Origin of the sequence: Jiangella alkaliphila (genome assembly GCF_900105925.1) — a bacterium.
GTDB lineage: Bacteria > Actinomycetota > Actinomycetes > Jiangellales > Jiangellaceae > Jiangella > Jiangella alkaliphila.
In genome coordinates, this window is sequence record NZ_LT629791.1 from 5,062,423 (window position 1) to 5,087,470 (window position 25,048).

Here is a 25,048-nt window from a genome sequence, read left to right on the forward strand (position 1 = left end):
ATCCTCCAGGAGCGGTCACGGGTACGGGGGCGAGTCGACGCCGCACAGGGCGGGGAGATCCTCACGCAGGTTGGGGCAGCAGCCGGCCGGCGCGACGTCGGCGGCGGGGCCGGGGGCGCCGATGCTGGCCCGCACCACGGACTCGCCGCGCTCGACGGCGGACCGCTCGAGCAGCAGGTCGATGACGGTGTCGACGAAGTCGGGGTGCGTCCCGGCGGTGGCCGCCCGAGCCGCCGCGATGCCCAGCTCCTTCGCCGTCGCCAGCGCCTCGGTGTCGAGGTCGTACGCGACCTCCATGTGGTCGGACAGGAACCCGATCGGCGCCAGCACCACCGACTCCACCCCCTGCGACGCCAGCGCGGCGAGGTGGTCGTTGACGTCCGGCTCCAGCCACGGCATCGACGGCGGGCCGCTGCGCGAGCAGTAGACGATGTCGTGCGCCCGGGCGACGCCGGTCCGCGCCGCGACCTGCTCGCTGACGGCGGCGGCGACGGCCTGGTGCTGGGCGACGTACGCGCCACCGGTCGGGCCGGAGGTGTCGGCCATGGCGTTCGGGATGGAGTGCGTGACGTAGACGATCCGCGCGGCGTCGGCGACGTCACGCGGGAGGTCGCCCAGCGCACCCACCACGCCGTCGGCGTTGGCCGTCACGAAGCCGGGGTGGTCGAACGAGTGCCGCAGCCGGTCGATGCGCGGCGCGCCCGGCCCGACCTTCTCGACGGCGCGCCACAGGTCCTCGCGGTACTGCCGGCAGCCGGAGTACGAGTCGTAGGCGCTGGTGACGAACGCGGCGACCCGCTGGACGCCGTCGTCGCGCATGCGCGCCAGCTCGTCGGCCAGATAGGGGTCCCAGTTGCGGTTGCCCCAGTAGACCGGCAGCGAGATCTTCCGCTCGGCCAGCTCGTGCTCGAGGTTCGCGATCAGCGCGCGGTTCTGGTCGTTGATGGGGCTGCGCCCGCCGAACAGGCGGTAGTGCTCGCCGACCTCTTCCAGCCGCTCGCTGGGGATGCCCCGGCCGCGGGTGACGTTCTCGAGGAACGGGATGACGTCGTCCTGTCCCTCCGGACCGCCGAAGGAGACGACCAGGAGAGCGTCGTAGGGATCGGTGATGCTCACACGTGAGAGCCTAACGCCCATGCTTTGGCAGAACTGGGCGCGGACTGTCCAGGCGCGCCCGGTCCGGGTCGAGCGGCCGGCGAGCGCCGACGAGGCCGCCGCCGTGCTCGTCGCGGCCGCCCGCGACGGTCTGCGAGTCAAGCCGGTCGGCGCCGGGCACAGCTTCACCACGATCGCGGCGACGGACGGCGTCCAGGTGCGGCTGGACGGGCTCAGCGGCCTGCTCGCGCTCGACACGACCGCGCACACCGCCACCGTCGGCGCCGGCACCCGGTTGCACGAGCTCAACGCCCTGCTCACGGAGCGCGGCTACGGGCTGACGAACATGGGCGACATCGCCGTCCAGACGGTGTCCGGGGCCGTCGCGACCGGCACGCACGGCAGCGGCCGGGCCAGCGCGTCGCTGTCGGAGCAGGTGGTGGCGCTGGAGATCGCGCTGCCCGACGGCTCGGTGCGGCGGGTGTCGGCGTCCGATGATGCCGACCTGTTTCAGGCCGCGCGGCTGGGCCTCGGCGCCCTGGGGATCGTGACCACTGTCACCTTCCGGGTCGAGCCGGCCTTCACGCTGCGCTCGACGGTGGAGCGGACGACGCTGGACGCCGTCGTCGAGCGGTTCGGCGACCTCGAGGCCGAGGACCACTGCGACCTGTACTGGCTGCCGTTCACCAACGCCGTCCAGCTCACCGTCAACCGCCGCACCGGCGAGCCGGCCGCGCCGCCGAACCCGGTCGCCGCCTGGTGGTCCGGCGACGTCGTCGAGAACGCCGGGCTGGCGGTCGTCCAGCGGCTGACCAGGGCCGCGCCCAAGACCACCCCGGCCGTCAACGCCGTCGCCGCCCGGCTGATCGGCGGCCGCACGTTCGTCGACGCCGCGCCGAAGGTGTTCACCACGACGCGGCGGGTGCGGTTCCACGAGATGGAGTACGCGCTGCCCCGGTCCGCCGCGACCGGCGCGCTCCAGGCGCTGCGGGACCTGACGGCGCGCGGGCCGTGGCGCGTCGCGTTCCCCGTCGAGGTCCGCCTCGCCCCCGCCGATGACGTCTGGCTCTCCCCCGCCCACGGCCGCGACACCGTCTACGTCGCGACCCACGCCTACCCCCGCACCGACTACACCGGGTGGTTCTCCGCCGTCGAGCGCCTGTGGACGGAGTACGGTGGGCGGCCGCATTGGGGAAAGCTCCATACCCGCGATTCGGGGTATCTTCACGATCAATACCAGCGAATGGGGTCCTTCCGGGCGGTCCGCGACCGGGTCGACCCCGAGAGGATCATGGCCAACGAGTACCTCGAGCAGGTCCTGGACGAATAAAACTGCTCGTCAGACCCGCCGATACGGCGGCGTGGCGGCTTGGTCGGACCCTGTCCCGCGGGTGACGATGGTGGCAGTCGTTGTTGGGAGGTGAGGATGTGCGCGAGCTCCGGCTGATCGCGGTCAGCGAGGACGGCGCCCATCTGATCCTCTCCGGCCGCGACGGTGAACAGCTGGCGTTGCGGGTGGACGACCGCCTGCTCGCCGCGATCCGAGGCGACCGAGCGAGGTTGGGACAGTTGGATATCCGGCTCGAAAGCCAGCTACGTCCACGCGACATCCAGGCACGCATCCGGGCCGGCGAGTCCGTCGACTCCGTGGCCGCGGTGGCGGGGATGCCACGCGAGAAGGTCGAGCGCTTCGCCGGCCCCGTCCTCGCCGAGCGCGAGCACATCGCCGGCCGGGCCCGGCAGGCGACGGTGCGCCGGCTGGGCGGCGACGGCCCGCCGCAGACCCTCGAGGCCGCCGCGGGCGCGACCGCCAAGACGCACGGCGCCGACCCCGACCTCGTCGAGTGGGACGCGTGGCGGCGCGAGGACGGACGCTGGCTGGTCAGGTTCGCCTGGGCCGGCGAGGAGGAGGACTCCGCCCTCTTCTCGTTCGACCCGTCCGGCCGCACCGTCATCCCCGAGGACGACAACGCCCGCTCCATCGCCGGCGTGCTGCCCGCCGAGGCGCCCGCCGACCCCGAGCCCGACGTGCCGGCCGGCCCGGCCCGGCTGTCCGTCGTCGGGTCCGACCCGCGCCCGGCCGCCGCGTCCCCGTCCGCCGATGACGAGGGCCCCGACCTGCCCGCGTTCCTCAAGCCGGCCGGGGTGGGCGTCGGCCCGGTGCGCGGCCTGGTCCGCGACCTCGACCACGACGACCCCGCCGAGCAGGACGACGACGAGTTCGAGAACACCACACCGATCCCGGCCGCCCGTCGCAACCGGCGCACCAGCCGGACCGGCCGCGAGCGCCGCCGCCGCGAGCCCGACCTGTTCCACGAGCACGCCCCGGAGCCGGCCGAGCCGCCCGCCGACGCTGACGACGATGCGGTCACCAGCGAGCGGCTGCGGCTCAGCGACATCGCCCAGCACGTCGAGGCCGAGGACGAGGCGGCCGAGGCCGACCTCGCACCCACGGCCGACGAGCCGGCCCCGCCCGCCCGCAAGACCAGTTCGTCGCGCAAGGGCCGCCCGAGCGTCCCCAGCTGGGACGAGATCATGTTCGGCCGCCGCAAGAACGACTGACGCTCCGGCCTTACCAGCGGCCCGCCCCGTCCACCTGACGCGGCGGGCCGCCTCGCGTTCCCCTACCGCACTTCCCCCGCCGCGCCCCGCCCGGACCCACCCCAAGTTGATCTTGGAGTTCTTCGGGGATCAATCCGGCATCTCGGGCCGCAATTGCCGAACTACTCCAAGATCAACTTGGGGTGGGTGTGGGGTTCATCCAAAGTTCCATTCGCCGCAAATGGGGCGACTTGGACAAGGAGCATCGAACCACTTGAATGACATTGGCCTATACCTCTGTCCAAGGACTCGATGCCAATGTCGAGCACCACAGCACGACGTCGATGGCTGACGTCGTTGTCCACGCTGACGGCGTCCGCAGTCGCCGTCGGCCTGCTGAGCACCGTGCCCGCAGCCAACGCCGCGGAGGGCGACGGCCCGCCGCTGACCGACGACGCGATCGAGCTGGTCGACCGTACCGAGCAGATCGGCCCCGGCATCACGCTGCGCGAGCTGACCTCCGTCACCCCGACCGGGTGGTACGACCAGCACATTCTCACCGCCGATCTCGCCAACCCGGCCGTCACCAGCGACCTCATCTCCGGCGAGTACGTGGCCGAGCGGGCGCCGACGTCGGTGCTGGTGAACGACGCGGACGCGGTCGCCGGCGTCAACGGCGACTTCTTCGACATCAACAACTCCGGCGCCCCGCTCGGCGCGGAGGTGCGCGACGGCGAGCTGCTGAAGTCCTCCGACTACGGCAACTGGACCCACGTCGGCGTCGGCATGGACGGCATCGGCCGCGCGGTCGACATGACGCTGGACGCGACGGCGACGCTGGCCGGCACCGCCCGCCCCGTGGCGTCGCTGAACGCGTCGAACATGCTGTCCGGCTCGCCGCGCGACGCGATCATCGCCTACACGTCGGCGTGGGGCACCTACCGCCGCTCGATCGGCGTCAACGGCGCCACCGACGTCGCGTCCGTGCTGGTGCAGGACGACCGCGTCGTCACCGTCGACCCGAGCACGGCCGGCGAGGGGGCGATCCCCGGCGGCGCGTTCGTGCTGGTCGGGCGCGAGGCCGGCGCGGCCGCCATCCGCGCGCTGCGGCCGGGCGACGCCGTCACATTGGCCTATGAGCTCAGCGACGAGATCGCCCAGCAGATGCGCTTCGTCGTCGGCTCCAACCGCGAGCTGGTCCGCGACGGCGTCGCCCGGCCCGACTCCGAACTCGACAACGACGTCCACCCGCGCACCGTCATCGGGTTCAAGGACGACGGCCAGACGATGCTGCTGGTCACCAACGACGGCCGGCAGCCGCCCGTCACCGGCATGACGATGCGCGAGCTGGCCCGGTTCATGGTCCGGCTGGGCGCCGAGACGGCCTGGAACCTCGACGGCGGCGGCTCGACGTCGATGGTGGCGGCCCCGCTCGGCGAGGAGACGGCGACCGTCCGCAACAGCCCGTCCGACGGCGCCGAGCGGCCCGACCCCAACGGCGTCGGCCTGTTCGTCGCGCCGGGCAACGGCCGGCCCAAGCAGCTGGTCATCACGCCCGGCGAGGAGGAGGCGCGGGCCTTCCCCGGCCTGCACCGCACTCTGACGGCCAAGGCGGTCGACAACCACCTCACGCCGGTCGACCTCGACCCGGCGGCGGTTCGCTGGCGCAGCAGCGGCGGCACGTTCGACGGCTCCGTCCTGGCGGTGCCGGAGGGCCGGCGCGGCCGCGTCGTCGTCCACGCGACGTCCGGCGCGGCGCAGGGCGTGCGCAGTGTGGAGATCCTCGGCGAGCTGAACTCGCTGGAGCTGTCCACCAGCCGGGTCTCGATCGGCGACCCGGTCCCGCAGAACGCCGTCCAGGTCGCCGTCACCGGCCGCGACGCCCAGGGCTACGCCGCGCCCGTCGAGCTGGTCGACCTCGACCTCAGCTACGACGCGTCGGTCATCGACGTGGCGGCGTCGGGCAGCGGCCTGAAGATCACGCCGCTGGCCGCCGGCGGGACCGTCCTCGAGCTGAGCGTCGCCGGCCAGACCCTGAAGCTGCCGGTGACCGTCGGCGTCCAGACCGTCCAGGTGTACGACTTCCAGGACGACTACGCCGCCAACGGCCGCTGGACCCGCAACGGCACCGCGGGCGTCCGGATGGACATCCTGGACGACCCGGAGGGCATCCGGCTGGAGTTCGGCGCGGCCCGCAACAAGGGCATCACCGCCGCCAGCAACCCGAACCGGTGGGTCGAGATCCCGGGCCAGCCGCTGCGCGTCCGGCTGAAGATCAAGTCCGACGTGTTCGTCCCGAGCGGCCTCACCTACGCCGGCTTCTGGGACGCCCAGGGCACCTCCGTCGGCGTCTACGGCACCGGGCTGCAGCCGTCGGACGAGTGGCAGTACGCGACGTTCGTCATCCCGTCGACGGCGGTGTTCCCGATCCGGTTCAACTCGTTCCAGGGCATCAACACCGCCGTGGACCAGCAGGTGCCGGGCCGGTTCGTCATCGGCGGCCTGGAGGCGGACATCCCGTCGCAGATCGACCTGCCCGAGCAGGCGCCGCTGCGCGCCGACCCGCTGATCTCCGCCGACGGCCAGCCGCAGCAGGGCGCCGACTGGACCTTCGCCACGCTGTCCGACGTCCAGTTCACCGCGTCGGCGCCGGACCTCACCCAGGTCGCCGTCGCCGCGCTGAACCGCATCCGCGCCGAGGAGCCCGACCTCGTCGTGCTCAACGGCGACATCGTCGACCGAGGCCTGCCCGAGGACATCGCGCTGGCCCGGGAGACGCTCGAGGAGGGCGGCTGCGATCTCATCGCCGCCGGCGCCGAGCCGGACGACGACCCCGGCACGGTCCCCTGCTATTACGTGCCGGGCAACCACGAGTCGTACGGCGTCAACAACACCCAGGGGACGCTGGCCGCGTGGGAGGCCGAGTTCGGCCAGCCGTACCGGACCTTCGACCACAAGGGCACCCGGTTCATCCTGCTGAACAGCGCGCTCGGCAGCCTGCGCGGCTCGGACTGGGACCAGTTGCCGATGCTCCAGGAGGCGCTGGCGACCGCGGCCGACGACGACTCCGTCAGCAACGTCATGGTCTTCGCCCACCACCCGGTCGACGATCCGGCGGAGACGAACTCCAGCCAGCTCGGCGACCGCATGGAGGTGCAGCTGGTCGAGCGGCTGCTGGCCGACTTCCGCACCGAGGCCAACAAGGGCGCGGCGATGGTCGGCTCGCACGCCCAGATCGTCGACGTCCAGCGGCAGGAGGGCGTCCAGTACGTCGTCCACCCGTCGTCGGGCAAGGCGCCCTACGGCACCCCGGACCGCGGCGGCTTCACCGGCTGGGTCGAGTGGAGCGTCGACGGGGACGACTCCGGCGCACAGCAGTGGCTCAGCGCCGACGTCCGGGCGTTCGCGCAGGAGGTCGTCGTCGAGGCGCCGGAGACGGTCGAGGTCGGCCGCGCGGTGACCGTCGGCGGGCACGTCGTCCAGCCGTCCGGCGTCCTGCCGGGCAGCCGGGTGGTGCCGCTGGCCTACCCGATGTCGGTGCACTGGTCCGGCGACGACGGCCTGGCCATCGGCTCCGGCGCGGCGGCGATCAGCCGGGCGAGGGCCGAGGGCAAGGTCGCGATCCTGGACCCGGTGACGCGGCAGCTGACCGGCCTGCGCACCGGCGAGGTGACGCTCGAGGTCACCAACGACTCGATGCGCGCCTACACCGGCGACGAGTCGATGGCCCCGGTCACCGGGCGGACGACGGTCCGGGTCGTGGCCGCTGCCGGTCCGGGTGCACGGGTCGATGCGGCGGCGCCGGTGTTCACTGCGGTGGCGGCCGACGCGGCCGGCACCGTCCAGCCGGTGACGCTGACGAACAGCGGCGACCGGCCGCTGGTGGTCTCCGGGCTGTCGGTGACGGCGGACGAGTTCGCGCTCGCCGGTCCGTCGGCGTGCACGGCGGCGCCGGTCCAGCCGGGCGCGTCGTGCGAGGTGCCGGTCCGGTTCACCCCGTCGGCCGCCGGTGAGACGGCGACCGCGGACCTGGTGGTCGAGACGAACGCCCCCGGCGACGCCGTCGAGGTCGCCCTGACCGGTGCGGGCGCCGCACCGGCCGCGGCGGACGGCGACGCACCCGGCCAGGACTGACGGGCGGGGGCCGGGCGGGCGGGTTCGCCCGCCCGGCCCCGTCCGTTCGAGTTGCTGGGGTGGGCGCTGAGCTGGGGGAACGAAGAAATCTGAGAAAAGTCTCATTCGGGTGTATCTGAGCGGCCCGAGCGTGCTCTGTATCTGTGAACGCCGACTTGGCCACCAGGTGGCGTTCCGCGGACCAGGGACCTCCGGCCGTGTCGTGCACACCGAGGGGAGGCGGCCATGACACCAGCACAGCGTCTGGCCCTCCCCGACCAGCCCGTGCGCGACGGCCTCGCTCCCCTGGAACCGTGGCGGGCTCTTTCGAGAAACCGCGTCGTCGAGATCCTCGCAGCCAGGCGACGCAGGCGTCCACGACGTCTGCTCGTACAACGTCTGTGAAGCCGGGGGGCTGCTGCGATGATCGGCACAACGGGGGGTGACGGGTACGTGGGCAGGGCGTGGTTCGCCGCGCCCGGGGGCACGTGCCCGTCACTGACGGCGATCTACCTGCATCTATACTCTGGGCGGTGGCCGATCTGTCCGTCAGCGAACTGGTCGAGGCGGCGTCCGGGGGCGACCAACTCGCCTGGGACCGCCTGGTCGACGACCACGCGTCGCTGGTCTGGGCGGTCGTCCGGAGTCACCGGCTCTACGGCGGCGACGCCGAGGACGCGTTCCAGAGCACGTGGCTGCGACTGGTCGAGAACCTGGGCCGGCTGGCCCAGCCCGAGCGGCTGCCGGCCTGGCTGGTCACCACGGCGCGCCGCGAGTGCCTGCGGCTGCTGCGCCGGGGCGGCGCCGAACTGCCGGACCTCCACATCGCCGACCGCGCCGATGACGCCGCTGCCCCAGATCCCGGCCCGGTCGAAGCGCTGCTGGCCCGCGAAGAGCAGGTCGCGGTGCTGCACGCGTTCCAGCGGCTGCGGCCGCGTTGCCAAGACCTGCTGCGGCTCACGGTGGCCGCTGCCGACCCGCGCTACGCCGACGTCGCGGCCGAGCTCGACATGCCGGTCGGCAGCGTCGGGCCGACCCGGCAGCGCTGCATCGAGCACCTGCGCCGGCTCCTCCACGACGGCGACACCAGCGACAACACCAGCGACAACACCAGCGACGGCACCACCAGCGCGGCGGACACCGCCCGCGACACGGACGACACCGGCCCGGCCCGCGCCCACCCGCGCACGGGCCGGCGCTGAAGGGGGCATCCATGGCTGACGACGACCACCTGGTCGACCAGCTCCGCGAGGTCATCGAGGCGACCGACCCGCCGCCGCGCCGGCTGGTCGACGTCGCCAAGGCGAGCCTGGCGTGGCGGACGGTCGACGCCGAGCTGGCCGACCTCATCGCCGACTCCAGCACCGAGCCGGCCGCCGCCGTCCGGTCCGCCACCGAGGCGCCCCGGCTGCTGACGTTCACCGCCGGCGACACCATCGTGGTCCTCGAGGTCACCCGCGACGCCGGCGCGCACCGCGTCATGGGCCAGATCGTCGCGCCGGCGCCGGCCACCATCGAGGTGCGCCACGCCGACGGCGTCGTCACCGTGGCTACCGACGCCGACGGCCGGTTCCGCGCCGCGCCGGTCGCCGCCGGCCCCATCTCGGTCAGCTGCCGGTTCGACGACGACGCCCGCCCGCCGGTCGTCACCAGCTGGGTCAGCATCTGAATGAGCGAGGCCGAACGGGTCACCACCGGTCAGTCCGGCGCCAGCATCGTCCGGGTGGCCGGCACGTACCGCAAGGAGTCACTCACCGACGATCTGCTCGGCGAGGCCGCCCGGCTCACCTGGCTGCGCGCGCAGGGCATCCCGGCCGCCGAGGTGCTCGAGTGCGGTCCCGGCCTGCTGGTCACGGCCGAGGTGCCGGGCCGCCCCGCCGACGACGACTGGCCACTGGCGCTGCGCGGCCACGTCGTCGACGCGCTGGCCGAGCTGACGCGCGCGCTGCACTCCCTGCCGGTCGCGGACTGCCCGTTCGACCGCCGCCTGGCGGTGACGATGCCCGCGGCGCTGGCCGCCGACGTCGACCTGGACGATCTCGACGACGACCGCCGCGGCTGGACCCGCGACCGGCTGATCGCCGAGCTGCTGGCCACCCGGCCGGCCGGCGAGGACGTGGTGGTCTGCCACGGCGACCTCACCACCCAGAACGTGCTGATCGACCCCGAGACACTGACGGTGTCGGGGCTCGTCGACGCCGGGCGGCTGGGCGTCGCCGACCGCTGGCTCGACCTCGCCGTCGCCAATCGCGAGCTCGCCGACGGCCTCGGCGACGACGCCGCCGCCCGCTACCTGACCGGCTGCGGCGTCGAGCCCGACCCGGCCAAGCAGGCCTTCTACCGGCTGCTCGACGAGTTCTTCTGAGCGTTCACGAGGCGGCGAACGGGAGCGGCTCGGCGCCGGACTCGGCCACCCGTGCGCTGACGGCCGTCATGCGGCGCCGGTGGTGGTGCCGGCACAGCACCTCGTAGCCGACCACCCCCGCGCCGTCGGTGTCGCCGACGACCACCTGCTCGCCCTCCGTCACCATGACGCCGCCGACCGTGCGGGCGTTGTGGGTGGCCCGGCGGCCGCACCAGCACAGCGCCTCGACCTGCAGCGTCTCGACGCGGTCGGCCAGCTCGACCAGCCGGGCCGAGCCCGGGAACAGCCGGGTGCGGAAGTCGGTGAGGATGCCGAACGCGTACACCGGGACGTCCAGCTCGTCGGCCATGCGGCCGAGGTCGTCGACCTGCTCGGACGTGTAGAACTGCGCCTCGTCGGCGATGACGTAGTCGATGCGGGCCCCGGCCGTCAGCCGGGCCGCCACCAGCGCCCACAGCTGCGACGACGGCGTCACCTCGACGGCGTCGGCTGACAGCCCGAGCCGGCTGGACACCGTCGCCTCGCCGGCGCGGTCGTGCGACGTGAGCATCAGCCCGGCCAGCCCGCGGCGGCGGTGGTTGTAGTCGGTCTGCAGGGCCAGCGTCGACTTGCCGCAGTCCATGGTGCCGGTGAAGAAGGTCAGTTCCGCCACGCCGTCCTCAGGCCTCCCCGGCCAGCAGCGGCACCAGCAGCTCGTCCTCGCTCAGTGCGCCGTGCAGCCCGCGCAGCCGCGTCTCGACGGGGAACACGCTGCGCCGCTCGACCGCGCAGTCGCCGTGCACGCTGACGACGACGTCGCCGAGCCGCTCGGTCACCCGCGACTCCACCGCGCCGAACCAGCCCGCGCCGACGGCCTCAGTGCGGGTCAGCACCGCGGCCCGCTCCCCCAGCACCGACCGCCACGCGGCGGCGATGTCGCCGGCCGCCGCCCCGGGCACGCCGTACACGTGCCGGAACCGGGCCTCGCCGGCCACCAGCGCCACGCCCTCGCGCAGCGCGGGCACGTCGTCGACGTCGACCCGGCGGTCGGGCTCGACGTCGACCATGCCGTGGTCGGCCGTGACGAGTAGGACGGTGCCGGCCGGCAGCTCGTCGTACAGCTGCTCGGCGAACCGGTCGACCATGGCCAGCTGGTAGCGCCAGGCGGCCGAGCGGCAGCCGTGCTGGTGGCCGGTGTAGTCGAGGTCGCCGTCGTAGACGTACACCAGCGACGGCGCGGCGCCGGAGGACCCCTCGACCGCCGCCGCGACCCGCTGGCCGTACGTGTTGGCGGCGCGGAACGGCCCGCCCATGGCGGCGCGGGTCAGGCCGGTGTCGCGGAAGCTGCTCTGCCCGATGACGGTGGTCGCGATGCCGGCGCGGACGGCTCGGTCGAACAGCGACGGGTAGGGCTGGTAGGTGGACGGGTCCAGCGGCGGGTCCCACTTGAGCGCGTTGAACAGGCCGTCGCCGCCCGGCACCCGCGACGTGTAGCCGACGATGCCGTGCTTCCCGGGCGGCAGGCCGGTGCCGAGGCTGGCCAGGCTGGTGGCCGTGGTGGTGGGCGTGCCGGCGGTGATGGCCCGGCCGGTCAGCGACGTCAGGAACGGCGCCTGCGCAGGGTGGGCGCGCAGCAGGTTCCAGCCGAGCGCGTCGACCAGCAGGACGCAGTAGCGGCGGGCCGGCGGCAAGCCCAGCACGTCGAGCTCGCCGGGGACGCCGAGGGCGGCCAGCACGGACGGCAGGAGGTCAGCGAGGGCCGCCTCGCCGTAACGGGGCAACAACGGCACCGGTCACCGCACGCTGATGGTGGCGGCGGACAGCGCGCGGGCGAACGTCAGCAGGTCGCGCACGCGGCTGACGCCGTCGCCGGCCTCGCTGACCCGCAGCGTGAAGTCGTCGGACGTCAGCGCGCCGGTGTAGCCGTGGTCGGCCTCGCAGTCGGGGTCGCCGCAGGTGGCCGGCTCGAGGTCGATGCGGCTCATGGCCCCCCAGCCGACGGTGAGCACGACGTCGAGCGCCGGGGCCCCGGTGCGGTAGGAGGCGGGCGCGGTGACGGTGCGGCTGACCACCACCGACGTGACGCGGTCGAGCGGCACCGCCTCAGTGGACGTGGTGGCGTACGGCACGTCGTGGGTGTCGTCGGAGGGGTACTCGTCGGTGTGCCCGACGATCAGCCTCGTCGGGGTGAGCACCAGCACGCTGACGTGCCGGCGCAGTTCGTCGCGGTCGAAGTGCGGCTCGTGGTGCACCACGTACGAGTTGACCGCCTCGCCGGCCAGCGAGGTCTCGAGCATGTCCGCAACGAGGTCCGGGTAGTACCCGGCCTCTTGGATGGCCAGGCGAAGGCCCTCACGCGTCCCTGTGTCCGCCATTCCACCATCCTCGCACGCTCGTTCACCTTGTTCAGAGTTCGGGTCATGCAAAGACCACGAACTCTCTCTAGTCCGTATCTGCCCTGGACCGAGGGCTCAGGGAGACCTTCGGCCCCCCATCGCCCGTCGGTATTGCATGACCCTCCTCGGGCCGTTGACGTCACGGCAGTCGCCGGGTGTACCAGTCCTGTCGTCCGGCCGGCGCCGCGACCCTGGCCGAACCGTTGACGACGGTCAGGCCGGACTCGCCGGCGAGCACCGGGTCCAGCTCGACGGAGCCGACCTCCGGCACCTCGTCGACCAGCCGCGACATGCGGTGGACGAGGTCCTCGACCGCACCCAGGTCGGCCATGATGCCGCCGTGGTAGCCCATCAGCAAGGCGGCCGCCTTCACCTCGCGCACCATCTCCGCGGCGTCGCGGTCGGTGAGCGGCGGGATGCGATACGAGCGGTCGCCGAGCAGGTCCGACGCGACCCCGGACACGCCGAACGAGATGACCGGGCCGAACATCGGGTCGGCCCAGGCGCGGATCGACACCGGCACGCCACCCGGCGCCATCGGCTGCACGACGAACCCGGCCTCGGCCGGGTCGGTCAGCGTCCGCGCCATCGTCGCCCAGGCGTCGCGCATCTCTTCCTCGGTGTCGATGTTGCGCCAGACGGCGCCGAGGTCGGGGCGGTGCCGCAGCCGCGGCGATGTCGCCTTCAGCACCACCTCGCCGCCCAGCTCCCCCAGCGCCGTCAGCGCGGCTTCCAGGGTCGGCGCCGGGACCATCGGCGGCAGGTCGACGCCGTACGCGGCGAGTAGCTCGCGCAGCCGGGCCGGCTCCAGCTCGGCGCCCTCGGCCGGGTCGGTGCCGGGCGCGCTCAGCACGGCGCGGGCCAGCTTCCGGGCGGCCGCGGCGTCGCAGCCGTCCAGCCGGGGCACCTTGCCGTGACTGCGCCGCCGCCACTCGGCGTACTCGGTGGCGTGGCCGAGCGCCCGAGCGGCCTCCTCCGGCGACGGGTACGACGGCACGCCGGCCGGCCCGCGGACGCCGCGCTGGCCCTGGAACGTCGTCACGACCGGCTTCCCGGCCGAGGCCGCGACCTCCGCCAGGGCCGTGGCGACGTCGCCGCCGCCGGGCCCGTCGACGGCCGGCGCGTAGACGACGAGGACGGAGCTGACGGCGGGCTCGTCGACGAACGCGCGCAGCGCCTTGCGGTAGTCGTCGGCGGTCGCGCCGGCGCCGAACCCGACCGGGTCGCCGTAGACGTCCAGCCCGGCGCTGACGGCGGCGTCGGCGGCCAGCAGGCACAGCGCGCCGGAGTTGCCCATGACGGCGACCGTGCGGCCCGTGGGCAGCGGCTGGAAGGCCAGCACCTGGGCGACGTCGAACATCTCCGGGATGGTGTCGACCAGGACGACGCCTGACTGCCGGAACATCGCGTCCAGCGCGTCGGCCGGCGCCTCGATGCGCCGGACGGTGTGCCCGAGCGGCACGCCCTGGGTCGACCGGCCGCTCTTCACCGCCACCACCGGCTTGATCTCGGCGACCGCGCGGGAAAGCCGGGAGAACTTGCGCGGGTTGCCCAGCGACTCCAGGTACAGCAGCACGACCTCGGTGGCGGCGTCGTCGCGCCAGTACTGCAGCAGGTCGTTGCCGGACACGTCGGCCCGGTTGCCGGCCGACACGAACGTCGAGATCCCCAGGCCGCGGGCGGCGCCGTCGCCGAGGATCGCGCTGCCCAGCGCGCCGGACTGGGCGAAGAGGCCGACCTTTCCGGCCGGCGGCAGCGTGGTGGCCAGCGACGCGTTCAGCGAGTAGGCGGGGTCGGTGTTGACGATGCCCAGGCAGTTGGGCCCGACGATGCGCATGCCGTGCGCCCGCGCCAGCCGGACCAGCTCGGCCTGCCGCGAGCGGCCGACCGGCTCGCCCGTCTCGGCGAACCCGGACGACACGACGACCAGCCCGCGCACGCCCTTGGCGGCGCAGTCGAGGACGACGTCGGCGACGGCGTCGGCGGGGACCGCGACCAGCGCGAGGTCGATCTCGCCGGGGACGTCGCGGACGCTCTTGTAGGCCGGCAGCCCGGTGACGGCCGCCGCCTCGCGGTTGACCGCGTAGACCGGCCCGGTGAAGCCGCCCAGCACGAGGTTGCGGACCAGCGTCTGGCCGATCTTCTCGCGCCATCGGCTGGCGCCGATGACCGCGACCGACCGCGGCGTCAGCAGCCGCTCGATCGAGCGTGCCTCGGCCCGGTGCTCGCGCGCGGCCATGACCTCCAGCGAGCTGCCGGTCGGCGCGATCTCGAACTCCACGTGGGCGACGCCGTCCTCGTAGCTGTTGTCGACGGTGTAGCCGGCGTCGGCGAAGACGCTGATCATCTTGTGGTTGGCCGGCAGGATGTCGGCGACGAACCGGCGCACGCCGCGCTCCCGGGCCGCCTGCGCCAGGTGCTCGAGCAGCACGCTGCCCACGCCGCGGCCCTGGTGACCGTCCTCGACCAGGAACGACACCTCCGCGTCGGTGGCGCTGAGCCGCTCGTATCGACCGACGGCGATCATGTCGTCGCCGACCATCAGGATCAGCGCCACCCGGTCGCGGTGGTCGACGTGGGTGAACCGCTCGACGTCGCGGCTGGACAGCGTCGGGTAAGGAGCGAAGAAGCGGTAGTACTTCGACCGGTCGCTCACGCGCGCGTAGAACTCGACCAGGCGCTCGTCGTCGGCCGGCGTCATGGGCCGCAGGTGCGCCGTCGCGCCGTCGGACAGCACGACGTCGGCCTCCCAATGCGCGGGATAGTCCGCGGCCTCGTCCACTCGCCCAGGCTAGCGGCGCCCTCCCATGATCATGTTCCCTCGCGGTCGCTGACACGCCGCCAGGGAACATGATCATGAGAGGCGTGAGTAGGGTCCGGTGCCATGCGCTTCGGACTGGTCGGCACCGGACACTGGGCCCGGGTGGCCCACGCACCCGCGCTCGCGGCGACGAAGGAGGCGACGTTCGCCGGCGTCTGGGGCCGCGACCCGGCCAGGACGGCGGCGCTCGCCGACGAGTTCGGCGTGCGGGCGTACGGCTCGTTCGACGAGCTGCTGACCGACACCGAGGCCGTCCAGTTCTCCGTCCCGCCTGACGTCCAGGCCGAGCACGCCACGGCGGCGGCCGCGGCCGGGAAGCACCTGCTGCTGGAGAAGCCGATCGCGCACGACGCCGACGCCGGCCGCGCGCTGACCGACGCCGCCGCCGCATCCGGGGTCGCCAGCGCCGTGTTCTTCACCCAGCTGTACCGGCCCGAGGTGCGCGACTGGCTCGAGTCCTGTCGGGCCGCCGCGGCCGAGCACCCCTGGGAGGGCGGGACGGCGGTGACGCTGGGCTCGGTCCAGCGCGAGCAGGGCGTCTTCTCCACGCCGTGGCGGCTGGAGCGCGACGGCGGCCTCTGGGACCTCGCTCCGCACCCCCTCTCCGTCCTCCTGAGCCTCCTGGAGCCCGTCGCGACGGTCGCGGCTCACGAGGACCCGCTCGGCACCGTCCACCTCGTCCTGGGGCACCGAGGCGGCGCCTCCAGCACCGTCACCGTCTCGCAGAACGTCCCTGCGGCGGCAGGTCTCTCTTACGCGCGCGTGTGGGGCGGCGCCGGGCACGCCGTCCTGCCCGACCAGAACACCCCCGTCGTCGACGCGCTGAGCACGGCCGTCACGGAACTGATCGCCGCCACGCGGCCCGGGGCGCCGGAGCACCCGAACGGCCTGGCCTTCGGCGCGCGGGTCCTGGACGTCCTGGTCCGGGCCCAGGACGCGCTCGATTCAGCGCGACACAACGGACAAATGTCGTCATGATGAACGCCATCGACGCGCCGCTCTCGTATCGTGTCGCCCAAGCGAACTCAGGTCGACAAGTGGCCCCGAAATCCGGGCCAAACCTTGACATGATCGTCATTTCCCGGAAAGAGTGCACGTCGTACCAAGTCTCCGAAAGGAGCCGGGGGGTATCTAGCGCTTCGATTCGGTGTTGACAACTGAATCTCGCGCACAGAGCCCTCCACCTCCTCGCGCGATCCGTCTCGATGAAGGTCCGTGACCCGGCCGGCGTCGTGACGCATCGCTCGGGGAACGCGTCATTCACGCACCATCCGCAGGATCCGCAGAGAGGAGCGCACATGCGCTACCGCAAGATCGCCCTGACGGCTGCTGCCGCCGGTCTCATGGCCGTAGGTTTCGCCGCGCCGTCCCAGGCCGCACTCACGACGTTCTGTGACGGTGTCGCAGCCGACGTCACCGTCCCCGGTGACCTGGTTGTCGCCGCCGGCAAGTCGTGCGAGCTGACCAACGTCGTCATCAACGGCAACGTGACCGTCCGCGCCGACGCCAACCTGCTGCTCGACGGCAATACCGTCAACGGCAACGTTCGCGTCCTGGCGAACGGCTTCGTCGACGTCGTCGGCACGTCGGTCACCGGCACCACCACGCTGACCGCCGCGTACGGCACGTACGCCGAGGACAGCACGCTCGGCAACAACGTCACCGCCACCGACTCCGGGTTCTTCTACTCGGTCGGCTCGAGCCACGCCCGCAGCGTCACCTCCACGAACGGTGAGACCTTCATCGAGAGTGGCTGGGTCACCCGGAACCTCGCGACCACCGGCGACACCCTGACCGACGTCTACGACACCGTCATCGAGGGCACCTACACGGTGACCGGTGCCGAGCAGGGCGGCGTTCTGTGCCTGTCGGAGGTCGACGGCGACGCCTCGTTCAGCGGTAGCGGCGAGATCCTCCAGATCGGTGCGTCCGCCCCGCTGACCGGCTGTGGCTACAACGCGTTCGGCGGCAACCTGAGCATCACGGACAACAGCGCCGACGTGTACGTGTCCGACAACGTGATCCGTGGCGACTTCAACGTCTCGGGCAACACGGGCACCGTCACCGCTGAGAACAACCGCGTTCGCGGCGACGACAACTCCGGTGCTGCGGCCGCTTCGGCGCCGCTGTCCCGGTCGGCCACGCCGTCCGACGTGGCGGCTGACCGCAAGGCGCAGGCCAAGGCCGACGCCGAGGCTCGCTCCGACGTCGCGTCCGACGCGGCCGAGGCTGCTGGCCCCGCGTTCAGCTGACCTGGTTCAGCCGTACGTAGTACTGGCGGCGGACGGCCTCCTCCGGGAGGTCGTCCGCCGCAGTCGTTCTGCCACCTCACCTGGCGCGCTCTCAGGCGATTCTCACCTCGGACGGGCAGACTGAGGGCATGCGAGTACTAGTCGTCGACGACGATCCTGGCGTGCGCGAGTCGCTGCGCCGGTCGCTGGCGTTCAACGGCTACCAGGTCGAGCTGGCCGGCGACGGCGAGGAGGCGCTGCGCGCCATCAGCGCAGACGCGCCCGACGCCGTCGTCCTGGACATCATGATGCCCCGCCTCGACGGCCTCGCGACCTGCCGCGCGCTCCGCGCCGCCGGCAACGACCTGCCCATCCTCATGCTCACCGCCCGCGACGAGGTCTCCGACCGCGTGTCCGGGCTCGACGCCGGCGCCGACGACTACCTGCCCAAGCCGTTCGCCCTCGAGGAGCTGCTGGCCCGGCTGCGTGCGCTGCTGCGCCGCACCGCGCCGACCGCCGACCCCGCCGCCGGACGTCAGCTGCGCATGGGCGACCTCGTCCTCGACCCCGTCACGCGCGACGTCACCCGCGGCAGCCGCGCGATCCGGCTCACCCGCACCGAGTTCTCGCTGCTCGAGCTGCTGCTGCGGCACCCGCGGCAGGTGCTCACCCGCGACCGCATCCTCGAGGAGGTGTGGGGCTACGACTTCCCGACGACGGCGAACTCGCTGGAGGTGTACGTCGGGTACCTGCGCCGCAAGACCGAGGAGGGCGGCGAGCCGCGGCTCATCCACACCGTCCGCGGTGTCGGCTACGTCGCCCGCGAGGACCCGCCGTGACCAGCGACGCCGCCCGCCGCGTCTGGTCGCCGGACAACATCGTCCCTCCCCCGCCGCCGCCCGGTACCAGCCGCGCCGCCGCTGGTGGCGCTGGTGGCGCGCCGGGCGACCCGCCCGGCGGCCGGTCCACGCCGGGGTTCGCGTCGCGGCTGTCGCTGCGCACGCGGGTCGGCGCCCTGGCCGCCCTCGGCGTCGGCCTGGCCGTCACGCTGACCGCCCTGGCGGCCTACCTCACCGTCTCGTCCCAGCTCCAGCAGAGCGTCGACGAGAACCTCCTCGACCGGGCCCGCCAGGCCGTCTCCACGACGCTCGGCGACCCCCGGCAGCTGGCCCAGGTGCCGGGTGCGGCGATCGTCGCCACGGACGTCCGCATCGCGCTGCTCCAAGCGAACGGCACCGCCATCGTCGCCAGCGGCGGCGACACGACGCCGCCCATGGGCGAAGCCGAACTGGAGGTGGCGCTCGGCCGGCAACCGCAGAGCGTGCGCACCGCTGACCTCGGTGGACAGCCCTATCGGGTCGTGGCGGTCCCCGCGGAGCAGGGTTTCGCCCTGGTGCTGGGCCAGTCGACCAAGGCGACCGACGAGGTGCTCGACCGGCTGCGGCTGGTGTCGTTCATCGCCGGCGGCGTCGGCATCGTGCTCGCGACGTGGGCCGGGCTGTCCATCGCGCGGGCCGGGCTGCGCCCCGTCCGGCAGCTCACCCAGGCCGCCGAGCACGTCGCCGCGACCGGGCAGCTCGAACCGATCGAGGTCACCGGCAGCGACGAGATCGCCCGGCTGGCGCACGCGTTCAACGCGATGCTGACGGCCCTGCGCGAGGCGAGGCTGCGGCAGTCGCGGCTGGTCGCCGACGCCGGGCACGAGCTGCGCACGCCGCTGACCAGCATGCGCACCAACCTCGACCTGCTGGTGCAGAGCGAGGCCACCGGCGGACTGGCCCCGGCCGACCGCGCCCAGCTGATCGCCGACACCCGCGCCCAGGCCGTCGAGCTGTCCACACTGGTCGGCGACCTCGTCGAGCTGTCCCGCGAGGACCCGCCGGCCGCGTCGCGTGAACAAGTCGACCTCGCCGACGTGGTCCGCGACGCGCTCGGCCGGGTGCGCCGCCGGGCCCCGGGCGTCGCGTTCGCCGCCGACCTGCACAGCTGGATCGTCCAGGGCGACGCCACCCAGCTCGGCCGCGCGGCCACGAACCTGCTCGACAACGCCGCCAAGTTCAGCCCGCCGCACGGCACCGTCACCGTGACCCTGCGCGACGGCGTCCTGGACGTCAGCGACGAGGGCCCGGGCATCGCCGAGGCCGACCTCACCCGCGTCTTCGACCGCTTCTACCGGTCGTCGGAGGCGCGCGGGCTGCCCGGCTCCGGGCTGGGGCTGGCCATCGTCAAGGCGGCGGCCGAGCGGCACGGCGGCAGCGTCGAGGCCGGCCGGGCCCTGTCCGGCGGCGCGCGCCTGACGATGCGGCTGCCGGGAGCTTCTTCGGCTGCTCTTGACTGACTCTCAGCCTGCTCTCAGAGATGCCGGGCACGGTTGAGACATGGACGACGTGACCCGCAGCACCACCCCCGGCGAGCCCGAGGGCTCGGCCAGCACCACGACGCTACCGACCGCACCCGTGCCCCCGCCGCCCGCGGGCACGCCGGCCGACACCGTCCCCACGACCCCGGCCGCCACCCCCGCACCCGCCGCGGCACCCACCCCCGCACACACCACCGAGCTGCCGCGCAGCGGCTGGTCCACGCCGCCGTCCGGCGAGCAGGCCACCGGCGCGGTGCCCACCGAGGCCGGCGCGGCCGGCTCCCCGCCGCCGCACGAGCCGCCGTCCGAGCACGACCGCCAGCCCGAGCCCAAGCGCCGTCGCGCCCCGCTCGTGCTGGCCGGCGTCGCGCTCGGCGCGATCATCGGCGGCGGTGCCGGCGCGGCCGTCGTCGCGGTCGCCGGTGACGACGACGGCGGCGACGACGCCGGCAGCCCGGTGAGCCGCAGCGACCTGAGCAGCGACTCCGGCAGCAACAGCGGCCAGCAGGCCTCGAACGCGACCGGCGTCCAGGCCGTCGCCGCGGACCTGCTGCCCAGCGTCGTGTCGATCACCGTGCAGAGCCAGTTCGGCGAGGCCGGCGGCACCGGCTTCATCATCTCCTCCGACGGCGAGATCGTCACGAACAACCACGTGGTCGAGGGCGTCGGCGACGGCGGCACCGTCCAGGTGACGTTCTCCGACGGCACCACGGCGGACGCCGAGGTCGTCGGCACCGACCCGCTCACCGACCTCGCCGTCATCAAGGCGCAGGACGTGTCCGACCTGCAGCCGGCCGAGCTGGGCAACTCCGGCGACCTCGCCGTCGGCCAGCAGGTCGTCGCGATCGGCTCGCCGCTCGGCCTGGACGGCACCGTCACCACTGGCATCGTGTCCTCGCTGAACCGCCCGATGGCGGCCAGCAGCGAGGGGCAGCCGCAGGCCGGGGTCAACTCCGTCATCGACGCCATCCAGACCGACGCCCCGATCAACCCGGGCAACTCGGGCGGGCCGCTGGTCAACCTGGACGGCCAGGTCGTCGGCATCAACAGCGCGATCCTCACCACCGGCACCGACAGCGGCTCGATCGGCCTCGGCTTCTCCATCCCGATCGACCAGGCCAAGCCGATCATCGAGGAGCTGCGCAGCGGCGAGCAGCCCACGCACGCGCAGATCGGCGTGGGCGTCGGCGACGCCCAGGGCGACGTCCGCGGCGCCGAGATCGCCCAGGTCAACGATGGCAGCGCCGGCGCCGAGGCCGGACTGCAGGAGGGTGACGTCGTCACCCGCGTCGGCGACCGCGTCATCACCGACGCGACCTCCCTGATCGCGGCCGTCCGGTCGCACCGTCCCGGCGACGAGATCGAGCTCACCTACGTGCGCGACGGCCAGGAGAGCACCGCCACGGTGACCCTGGGCAGCGACGCACAGACCAGCTGAGCCACGCCGTCGTCCGGTGGTAAGGGCGCCCCCGAGAGCACTGGTGCGTGTGTTCTCGGGGGCGTCGCCGTTTGTCAGTGGCAGGCGGCAGACTGGGGACGTGCTGTTGAAGGACGTCGCCGACACCTCCGCCGCCGTCGCCGGGGTCTCCGGGCGGCTGGCGAAGATCGACCTGCTGGCCGGCTGCCTGCGCCGGGCCGCGCCGGCCGAGGTCGAGGTCGTGGCCGGTTACCTGGCCGGTGAGCTGCGCCAGCGCCGCACCGGGCTGGGCTACGCGTCCCTGCGGGACATACCGCCGCCGGCCGAGTCGCCGTCGCTCGAGGTGCTCGAGGTCGACGCCGCGTTCGCCGCCGTCGCCGAGCTGTCCGGCAAGGGGTCCACGGGTGCGCGGCGCGAGCGCTTCCGCGAGCTGCTGGCCCGCTCCACGGCGGCTGAGCAGCGGCTGCTGGCCGGGCTGGTCTCCGGCGAGCTGCGCCAGGGCGCCCTCGACGGCGTCCTCACCGAGGCCGTCGCCCGGGCCGCCGACGTGCCGTCGGCCGAGGTGCGCCGCGCGGTCACGGTCGCGGGGGCCCTGGTGCCCGTGGCGGCCGCGGTGCTGGCGTCCGGGGCCGACGGGCTGGCGCGGTTCCGGCTCACCGTCGGGTCGCCGCTGCGGCCCATGCTGGCATCCCCCGCGCCCGACATCGCCGAGGCGCTCGAACGCACCGGCGAGGCCGCCGTCGAATGGAAGGTCGACGGCGTCCGGGTCCAGATCCACCGCGACGGCACCGACGTCGCCGTGTTCACCCGCACGCTCGACGACATCACCGGCCAGGTCCCCGAGCTGGTCGAGGCGGCCCTGGCGCTCCCCGTCCGCTCGGCCGTGCTCGACGGCGAGACCATCGCGCTCGACCCGTCCGGGCGGCCGCTCCCCTTCCAACGCACCGGCTCACGGGTCAGCAGCCGGGTCGACGTCGCGACGGCGCGGGCCAAGACGCCGCTCTCGCTCTTCGTCTTCGACGTCCTGCATGTCGACGGCGCCGACCTCATCGGCGCGCCCGGCACCGAGCGCTGGGCCGCCCTCTCCGCCGTCGTGCCGGCGTCGGCCCGGGTGCCGCGGCTGGTCACGGGGTCGGTCGACGAGGCGCAGGCGTTCTTCTCCGACGCGATCGCCCAGGGCCACGAGGGCGTCATCGTCAAGGGGCTCGACGTCCCCTACGAGGCCGGCCGGCGCGGTTCGGGCTGGCTCAAGGTGAAGCCGCGGCACACCCTCGACCTCGCCATCCTCGCCGCCGAGTGGGGCCACGGGCGGCGGCAGGGCTGGCTGTCCAACCTGCATCTGGGGGCGCTCGATCCGGCCGGCACGTACGGGCCGGCCGGCGGCTGGGTGATGCTGGGAAAGACGTTCAAGGGCCTGACCGACGCGATGCTGACGTGGCAGACGGCTGAGCTGCGGTCGCTCGCCGTCGGGGGTACTGAGGAGTGGGTGGTTCGGGTGCGGCCTGAGCTGCTCGTCGAGATCGCCTTCGACGGCGTCCAGACATCGCCGCGCTATCCAGCGGGCGTGGCGTTGCGGTTCGCCCGAGTGCTGCGGCATCGCCCCGACAAGCCGGCCGCCGAGGCCGACACGATCGAGTCGGTGTTGAAGATCCGGGGGCCTGGCTAGAGGCCTGCCCGTTCATGGGGAAGGTCAGCGGCCGCCGCTGATGCCGCGGTGGGCCTGAGCGAGCCGCTCCATGCCGTCCGCCAGCACCTCGACGCCGGTGTGGTCGGACGACCGCAGCAGCAGCCCTGCCGCTTCCCACAGCGCCGTCTGGACGGCGTTGCCGGTCTGGTCGTCGGCGGCGGCCGTCGCGGCGGTCTCGAGGCCGGTGGTGGCGTCGACGAGGCGGGACCAGGCGGTGGGGGCGTAGCGGCCGGTCACGACGCGGACCCGCTCGCCCTCCTTGAGGACGGCGTCGCGCTCGCGGTCGAACAGGTACTGGCCGAGGGCCGCGCCGCCAACGCCACCGCCGGCGAGGCCGACCAGTGCGCCGACGATCGCGCCGATGGGGCCGAGGCCGATCAGCAGCGCCACCACAATCAGTAGCACCGCGCCGACCGCCGCGCCGGCGATGGCCGGGACGAGCTGGTGGCGGCGCAGCCCGATGCCGACGACCTGGAACATCGGCGCCGGCTGGGCGAGCGCCTCGGCCACGCGGTCACGCAGCGGCTGGTCGTTGAGACCGGGCCGCAGCACCGCGAACGTCTCGGGGACCGCCTGACCCGACGTGGCCGCATGCGAGGGCCGGCCCGACGTCCACCGGACGGCGCCCCAGGGTCGCTTCTCGACGACGTTGGGCAGCCACGAGCCACGTTTGGCCTTCAGCCGGTCGACGATCTCCTGCTGCTGCTCCCAGGCCTGCGACCACTCCCACTCCTTCATGGCGCTCAGCGGGTGCGGTCGACTCATCTCGATCTTCTCTCCATCGTGATCGTTCACCAGGGTGGATGCTGCCCGTCCCCCGAACGAGACTGTTCGAAGCCTACCCAACGCGCCACCAAGATCATGTGGTCCATCCGGACATAAATGTCTGATCTTGCCCACTACGGCTCCCCCGCACGCACCGGGCCGCCCACCCGGCCGTTACGGTGTGGGTGTGTATCGGTTCCTGCTGACGCCTCGCTGGCTGCTGCTGCACGGGGTCGCGATGGCGGCGGTGGCCGGCTGCCTGCTGCTCGGCTGGTGGCAGGCCGACGTCTACCAGGACAGCCACGGACGGCACGAACTGCGCGACCGCGAGCCGGTCGCCGTTGCCGAGCTGGCGTCGCCCGGGGCGGAACTGGGCGACGGCGCCGACCGGCAGGTCGTGGCCACCGGCACGTACCTGGCCGGCCAGCAGCAGATCGTCCCGGGCCGGGTGCACGACGGCACGCTCGGGTCGTTCGTCGTCACGCCGCTGGAGACGGACGACGGCATGGTGGTGCCGGTGCTGCGCGGCTGGGTCGACGACCCCGAGGACGCGGGCGCCGCCGTCCCGGCGGGCGAGGTCACCGTCACCGGCTACCTGCTGCCGCCCGAGACGTCCGACCACGCGACCGTCCGCACCGGCCAGCAGCTCGACGACGGCCGCATGGCCTACATCGCGCCGGACCAGCTGGCCCAGCGCGCCGGCGTGAGCGAGGCCACGGCGCTGCACGGCTACCTGCTGCTGCGCGACGAGTCGCCGGCGCCGGCCGCCGCGCCCGTCGCGCTCGACGTCGACACCGTCGCCCCGATCCGCGACGTCAGCCCGTGGCAGAACCTCTCCTACTGGGCGCAGTGGTGGGTGTTCGCGCTGGCCGCGGTGGTGTTCTGGGTGAGCATCGTCCGCAACGGCGTCCGCACCCGCCGGCGCGCGGACACCCCGTCCACGACGAGCAGGGGTGACGACGTCAGCGCACCCGCTCCGTCTCACGCGCCTTCCTGACGACGAACCGCTCGGCGAAGAACGACGCGAACGGCACCGTGCCTGCGAGCGCGACCAGCACTGCCCAGCTGGCCTTCCAGCCGCGCTGGTGCACGAGCAGCCCGGTGGCGATCAGGTAGATCACGTACAGCCAGCCGTGGATCGGCGACACCGTGCGGCTCATGGTGGCGTCATCGGCCGGGCCGTAGCGGACGAACATCGCCACGCACAGCAGGAGCAGCACCACACCCGTGGTGTAGGCCATGACGCGGTAGAAGGGCAGGGCATCTCGGCGCACCCCGT

The 25,048-nt window shown here is 73.5% G+C and carries 20 protein-coding genes; 13 read left to right on the plus strand and 7 right to left on the minus strand.

Annotated elements, in window-relative coordinates:
• Positions 1-15 precede the first annotated feature (15 nt).
• A complete protein-coding gene (locus tag BLV05_RS23210) occupies positions 16-1,116 on the minus strand; it encodes a ferrochelatase (RefSeq protein ID WP_197683276.1) in 1,101 nt (366 codons plus the stop codon).
• Between the two features lie 19 nt (positions 1,117-1,135).
• On the opposite strand from BLV05_RS23210, the gene BLV05_RS23215 reads away from it, so the two are divergent.
• The 6 genes from BLV05_RS23215 (at position 1,136) to BLV05_RS23240 (ending at position 10,114) form a co-directional block, all read left to right on the plus strand.
• On the plus strand, positions 1,136-2,425 hold the full coding sequence (locus BLV05_RS23215) for a D-arabinono-1,4-lactone oxidase (RefSeq protein ID WP_197683277.1): 1,290 nt from the start codon (positions 1,136-1,138) through the stop codon (positions 2,423-2,425).
• A 98-nt stretch (positions 2,426-2,523) separates the two neighbouring features.
• Positions 2,524-3,657, plus strand: a complete 1,134-nt coding sequence (sepH, locus tag BLV05_RS23220) for a septation protein SepH (RefSeq protein WP_046770090.1) — start codon at positions 2,524-2,526, stop codon at positions 3,655-3,657.
• 297 nt (positions 3,658-3,954) lie between these two features.
• Positions 3,955-7,770, plus strand: coding sequence for a phosphodiester glycosidase family protein (locus BLV05_RS23225; RefSeq protein ID WP_160312768.1), 3,816 nt, complete (start codon positions 3,955-3,957; stop codon positions 7,768-7,770).
• Positions 7,771-8,282: 512 nt separating this feature from the next.
• Positions 8,283-8,951 carry an RNA polymerase sigma factor gene (locus BLV05_RS23230; RefSeq protein ID WP_063932588.1) on the plus strand — a complete coding sequence of 223 codons (669 nt, stop codon included), beginning with the start codon at positions 8,283-8,285 and terminating at the stop codon, positions 8,949-8,951.
• A gap of 11 nt (positions 8,952-8,962) precedes the next feature.
• Positions 8,963-9,418, plus strand: coding sequence for a hypothetical protein (locus BLV05_RS23235; RefSeq protein ID WP_052762676.1), 456 nt, complete (start codon positions 8,963-8,965; stop codon positions 9,416-9,418).
• Complete coding sequence (locus tag BLV05_RS23240) at positions 9,419-10,114, plus strand: APH(3') family aminoglycoside O-phosphotransferase (RefSeq protein WP_046770091.1); 696 nt, start codon at positions 9,419-9,421, stop codon at positions 10,112-10,114.
• 4 nt (positions 10,115-10,118) lie between these two features.
• Here the strand turns inward: BLV05_RS23240 and BLV05_RS23245 are convergent, their stop codons facing one another.
• The 4 genes from BLV05_RS23245 to BLV05_RS23260 form a co-directional block, all read right to left on the minus strand.
• Entirely contained in the window at positions 10,119-10,766 is a 648-nt protein-coding gene (locus BLV05_RS23245; RefSeq protein ID WP_046770092.1) for a thymidine kinase, read from the minus strand.
• Between the two features lie 7 nt (positions 10,767-10,773).
• Complete coding sequence (locus BLV05_RS23250; RefSeq protein WP_046770093.1) at positions 10,774-11,883, minus strand: alkaline phosphatase family protein; 1,110 nt, start codon at positions 11,881-11,883, stop codon at positions 10,774-10,776.
• A gap of 3 nt (positions 11,884-11,886) precedes the next feature.
• Positions 11,887-12,468 carry a DUF5998 family protein gene (locus tag BLV05_RS23255; RefSeq protein WP_046770094.1) on the minus strand — a complete coding sequence of 194 codons (582 nt, stop codon included), beginning with the start codon at positions 12,466-12,468 and terminating at the stop codon, positions 11,887-11,889.
• Positions 12,469-12,628: 160 nt separating this feature from the next.
• Positions 12,629-15,271, minus strand: a complete 2,643-nt coding sequence (locus BLV05_RS23260; RefSeq protein WP_046770095.1) for a bifunctional acetate--CoA ligase family protein/GNAT family N-acetyltransferase — start codon at positions 15,269-15,271, stop codon at positions 12,629-12,631.
• 102 nt (positions 15,272-15,373) lie between these two features.
• On the opposite strand from BLV05_RS23260, the gene BLV05_RS23265 reads away from it, so the two are divergent.
• The 6 genes from BLV05_RS23265 to BLV05_RS23290 all read left to right on the plus strand — a co-directional run bounded on the left by BLV05_RS23265 (position 15,374) and on the right by BLV05_RS23290 (position 22,983).
• Complete coding sequence (locus BLV05_RS23265; protein ID WP_046770096.1) at positions 15,374-16,288, plus strand: Gfo/Idh/MocA family protein; 915 nt, start codon at positions 15,374-15,376, stop codon at positions 16,286-16,288.
• A gap of 320 nt (positions 16,289-16,608) precedes the next feature.
• Positions 16,609-17,562 carry a hypothetical protein gene (locus BLV05_RS23270; protein WP_052762680.1) on the plus strand — a complete coding sequence of 318 codons (954 nt, stop codon included), beginning with the start codon at positions 16,609-16,611 and terminating at the stop codon, positions 17,560-17,562.
• 128 nt (positions 17,563-17,690) lie between these two features.
• Positions 17,691-18,380 (plus strand): response regulator transcription factor, encoded by a 690-nt coding sequence (locus tag BLV05_RS23275; protein WP_046770097.1) that lies wholly within the window; start codon positions 17,691-17,693, stop codon positions 18,378-18,380.
• On the plus strand, positions 18,377-19,879 hold the full coding sequence (locus BLV05_RS23280) for a HAMP domain-containing sensor histidine kinase (protein ID WP_197683278.1): 1,503 nt from the start codon (positions 18,377-18,379) through the stop codon (positions 19,877-19,879). The genes BLV05_RS23275 and BLV05_RS23280 overlap by 4 nt, the downstream gene beginning before the upstream one ends.
• A gap of 40 nt (positions 19,880-19,919) precedes the next feature.
• A complete protein-coding gene (locus BLV05_RS23285; protein ID WP_082155423.1) occupies positions 19,920-21,338 on the plus strand; it encodes a S1C family serine protease in 1,419 nt (472 codons plus the stop codon).
• A gap of 100 nt (positions 21,339-21,438) precedes the next feature.
• The gene (locus BLV05_RS23290; protein ID WP_046770098.1) at positions 21,439-22,983 is read left to right on the plus strand and encodes an ATP-dependent DNA ligase; all 1,545 of its coding nucleotides are present in this window, start codon (positions 21,439-21,441) and stop codon (positions 22,981-22,983) included.
• Positions 22,984-23,007: 24 nt separating this feature from the next.
• Here BLV05_RS23290 and BLV05_RS23295 read toward each other — a convergent pair whose 3' ends face one another.
• Positions 23,008-23,769, minus strand: coding sequence for a hypothetical protein (locus tag BLV05_RS23295; RefSeq protein ID WP_152690859.1), 762 nt, complete (start codon positions 23,767-23,769; stop codon positions 23,008-23,010).
• A gap of 187 nt (positions 23,770-23,956) precedes the next feature.
• Here BLV05_RS23295 and BLV05_RS23300 point away from each other — a divergent pair, with 187 nt between their 5' ends.
• On the plus strand, positions 23,957-24,766 hold the full coding sequence (locus BLV05_RS23300) for an SURF1 family protein (protein WP_052762681.1): 810 nt from the start codon (positions 23,957-23,959) through the stop codon (positions 24,764-24,766).
• On the opposite strand, the gene BLV05_RS23305 is transcribed toward BLV05_RS23300, so the two are convergent.
• Entirely contained in the window at positions 24,732-25,043 is a 312-nt protein-coding gene (locus tag BLV05_RS23305; RefSeq protein ID WP_046770100.1) for a DUF3817 domain-containing protein, read from the minus strand. The two genes, BLV05_RS23300 and BLV05_RS23305, sit on opposite strands and share 35 nt — an antisense overlap.
• Between the last annotated feature and the right edge of the window lie 5 nt (positions 25,044-25,048).

What these genes read in the sequence shown, in the direction of transcription:
- BLV05_RS23235 (WP_052762676.1), top strand. Translation starts at nt 8,963, where the DNA reads ATGGCTGACGACGACCACCTGGTCGACCAGCTCCGCGAGGTCATCGAG.
- BLV05_RS23255 (WP_046770094.1), bottom strand. Translation starts at nt 12,468, where the DNA reads ATGGCGGACACAGGGACGCGTGAGGGCCTTCGCCTGGCCATCCAAGAG.
- BLV05_RS23295 (WP_152690859.1), bottom strand. Translation starts at nt 23,769, where the DNA reads ATGAGTCGACCGCACCCGCTGAGCGCCATGAAGGAGTGGGAGTGGTCG.
- BLV05_RS23285 (WP_082155423.1), top strand. Translation starts at nt 19,920, where the DNA reads ATGGACGACGTGACCCGCAGCACCACCCCCGGCGAGCCCGAGGGCTCG.
- BLV05_RS23215 (WP_197683277.1), top strand. Translation starts at nt 1,136, where the DNA reads ATGCTTTGGCAGAACTGGGCGCGGACTGTCCAGGCGCGCCCGGTCCGG.
- BLV05_RS23225 (WP_160312768.1), top strand. Translation starts at nt 3,955, where the DNA reads ATGTCGAGCACCACAGCACGACGTCGATGGCTGACGTCGTTGTCCACG.
- BLV05_RS23265 (WP_046770096.1), top strand. Translation starts at nt 15,374, where the DNA reads ATGCGCTTCGGACTGGTCGGCACCGGACACTGGGCCCGGGTGGCCCAC.
- BLV05_RS23275 (WP_046770097.1), top strand. Translation starts at nt 17,691, where the DNA reads ATGCGAGTACTAGTCGTCGACGACGATCCTGGCGTGCGCGAGTCGCTG.
- BLV05_RS23270 (WP_052762680.1), top strand. Translation starts at nt 16,609, where the DNA reads ATGCGCTACCGCAAGATCGCCCTGACGGCTGCTGCCGCCGGTCTCATG.
- BLV05_RS23240 (WP_046770091.1), top strand. Translation starts at nt 9,419, where the DNA reads ATGAGCGAGGCCGAACGGGTCACCACCGGTCAGTCCGGCGCCAGCATC.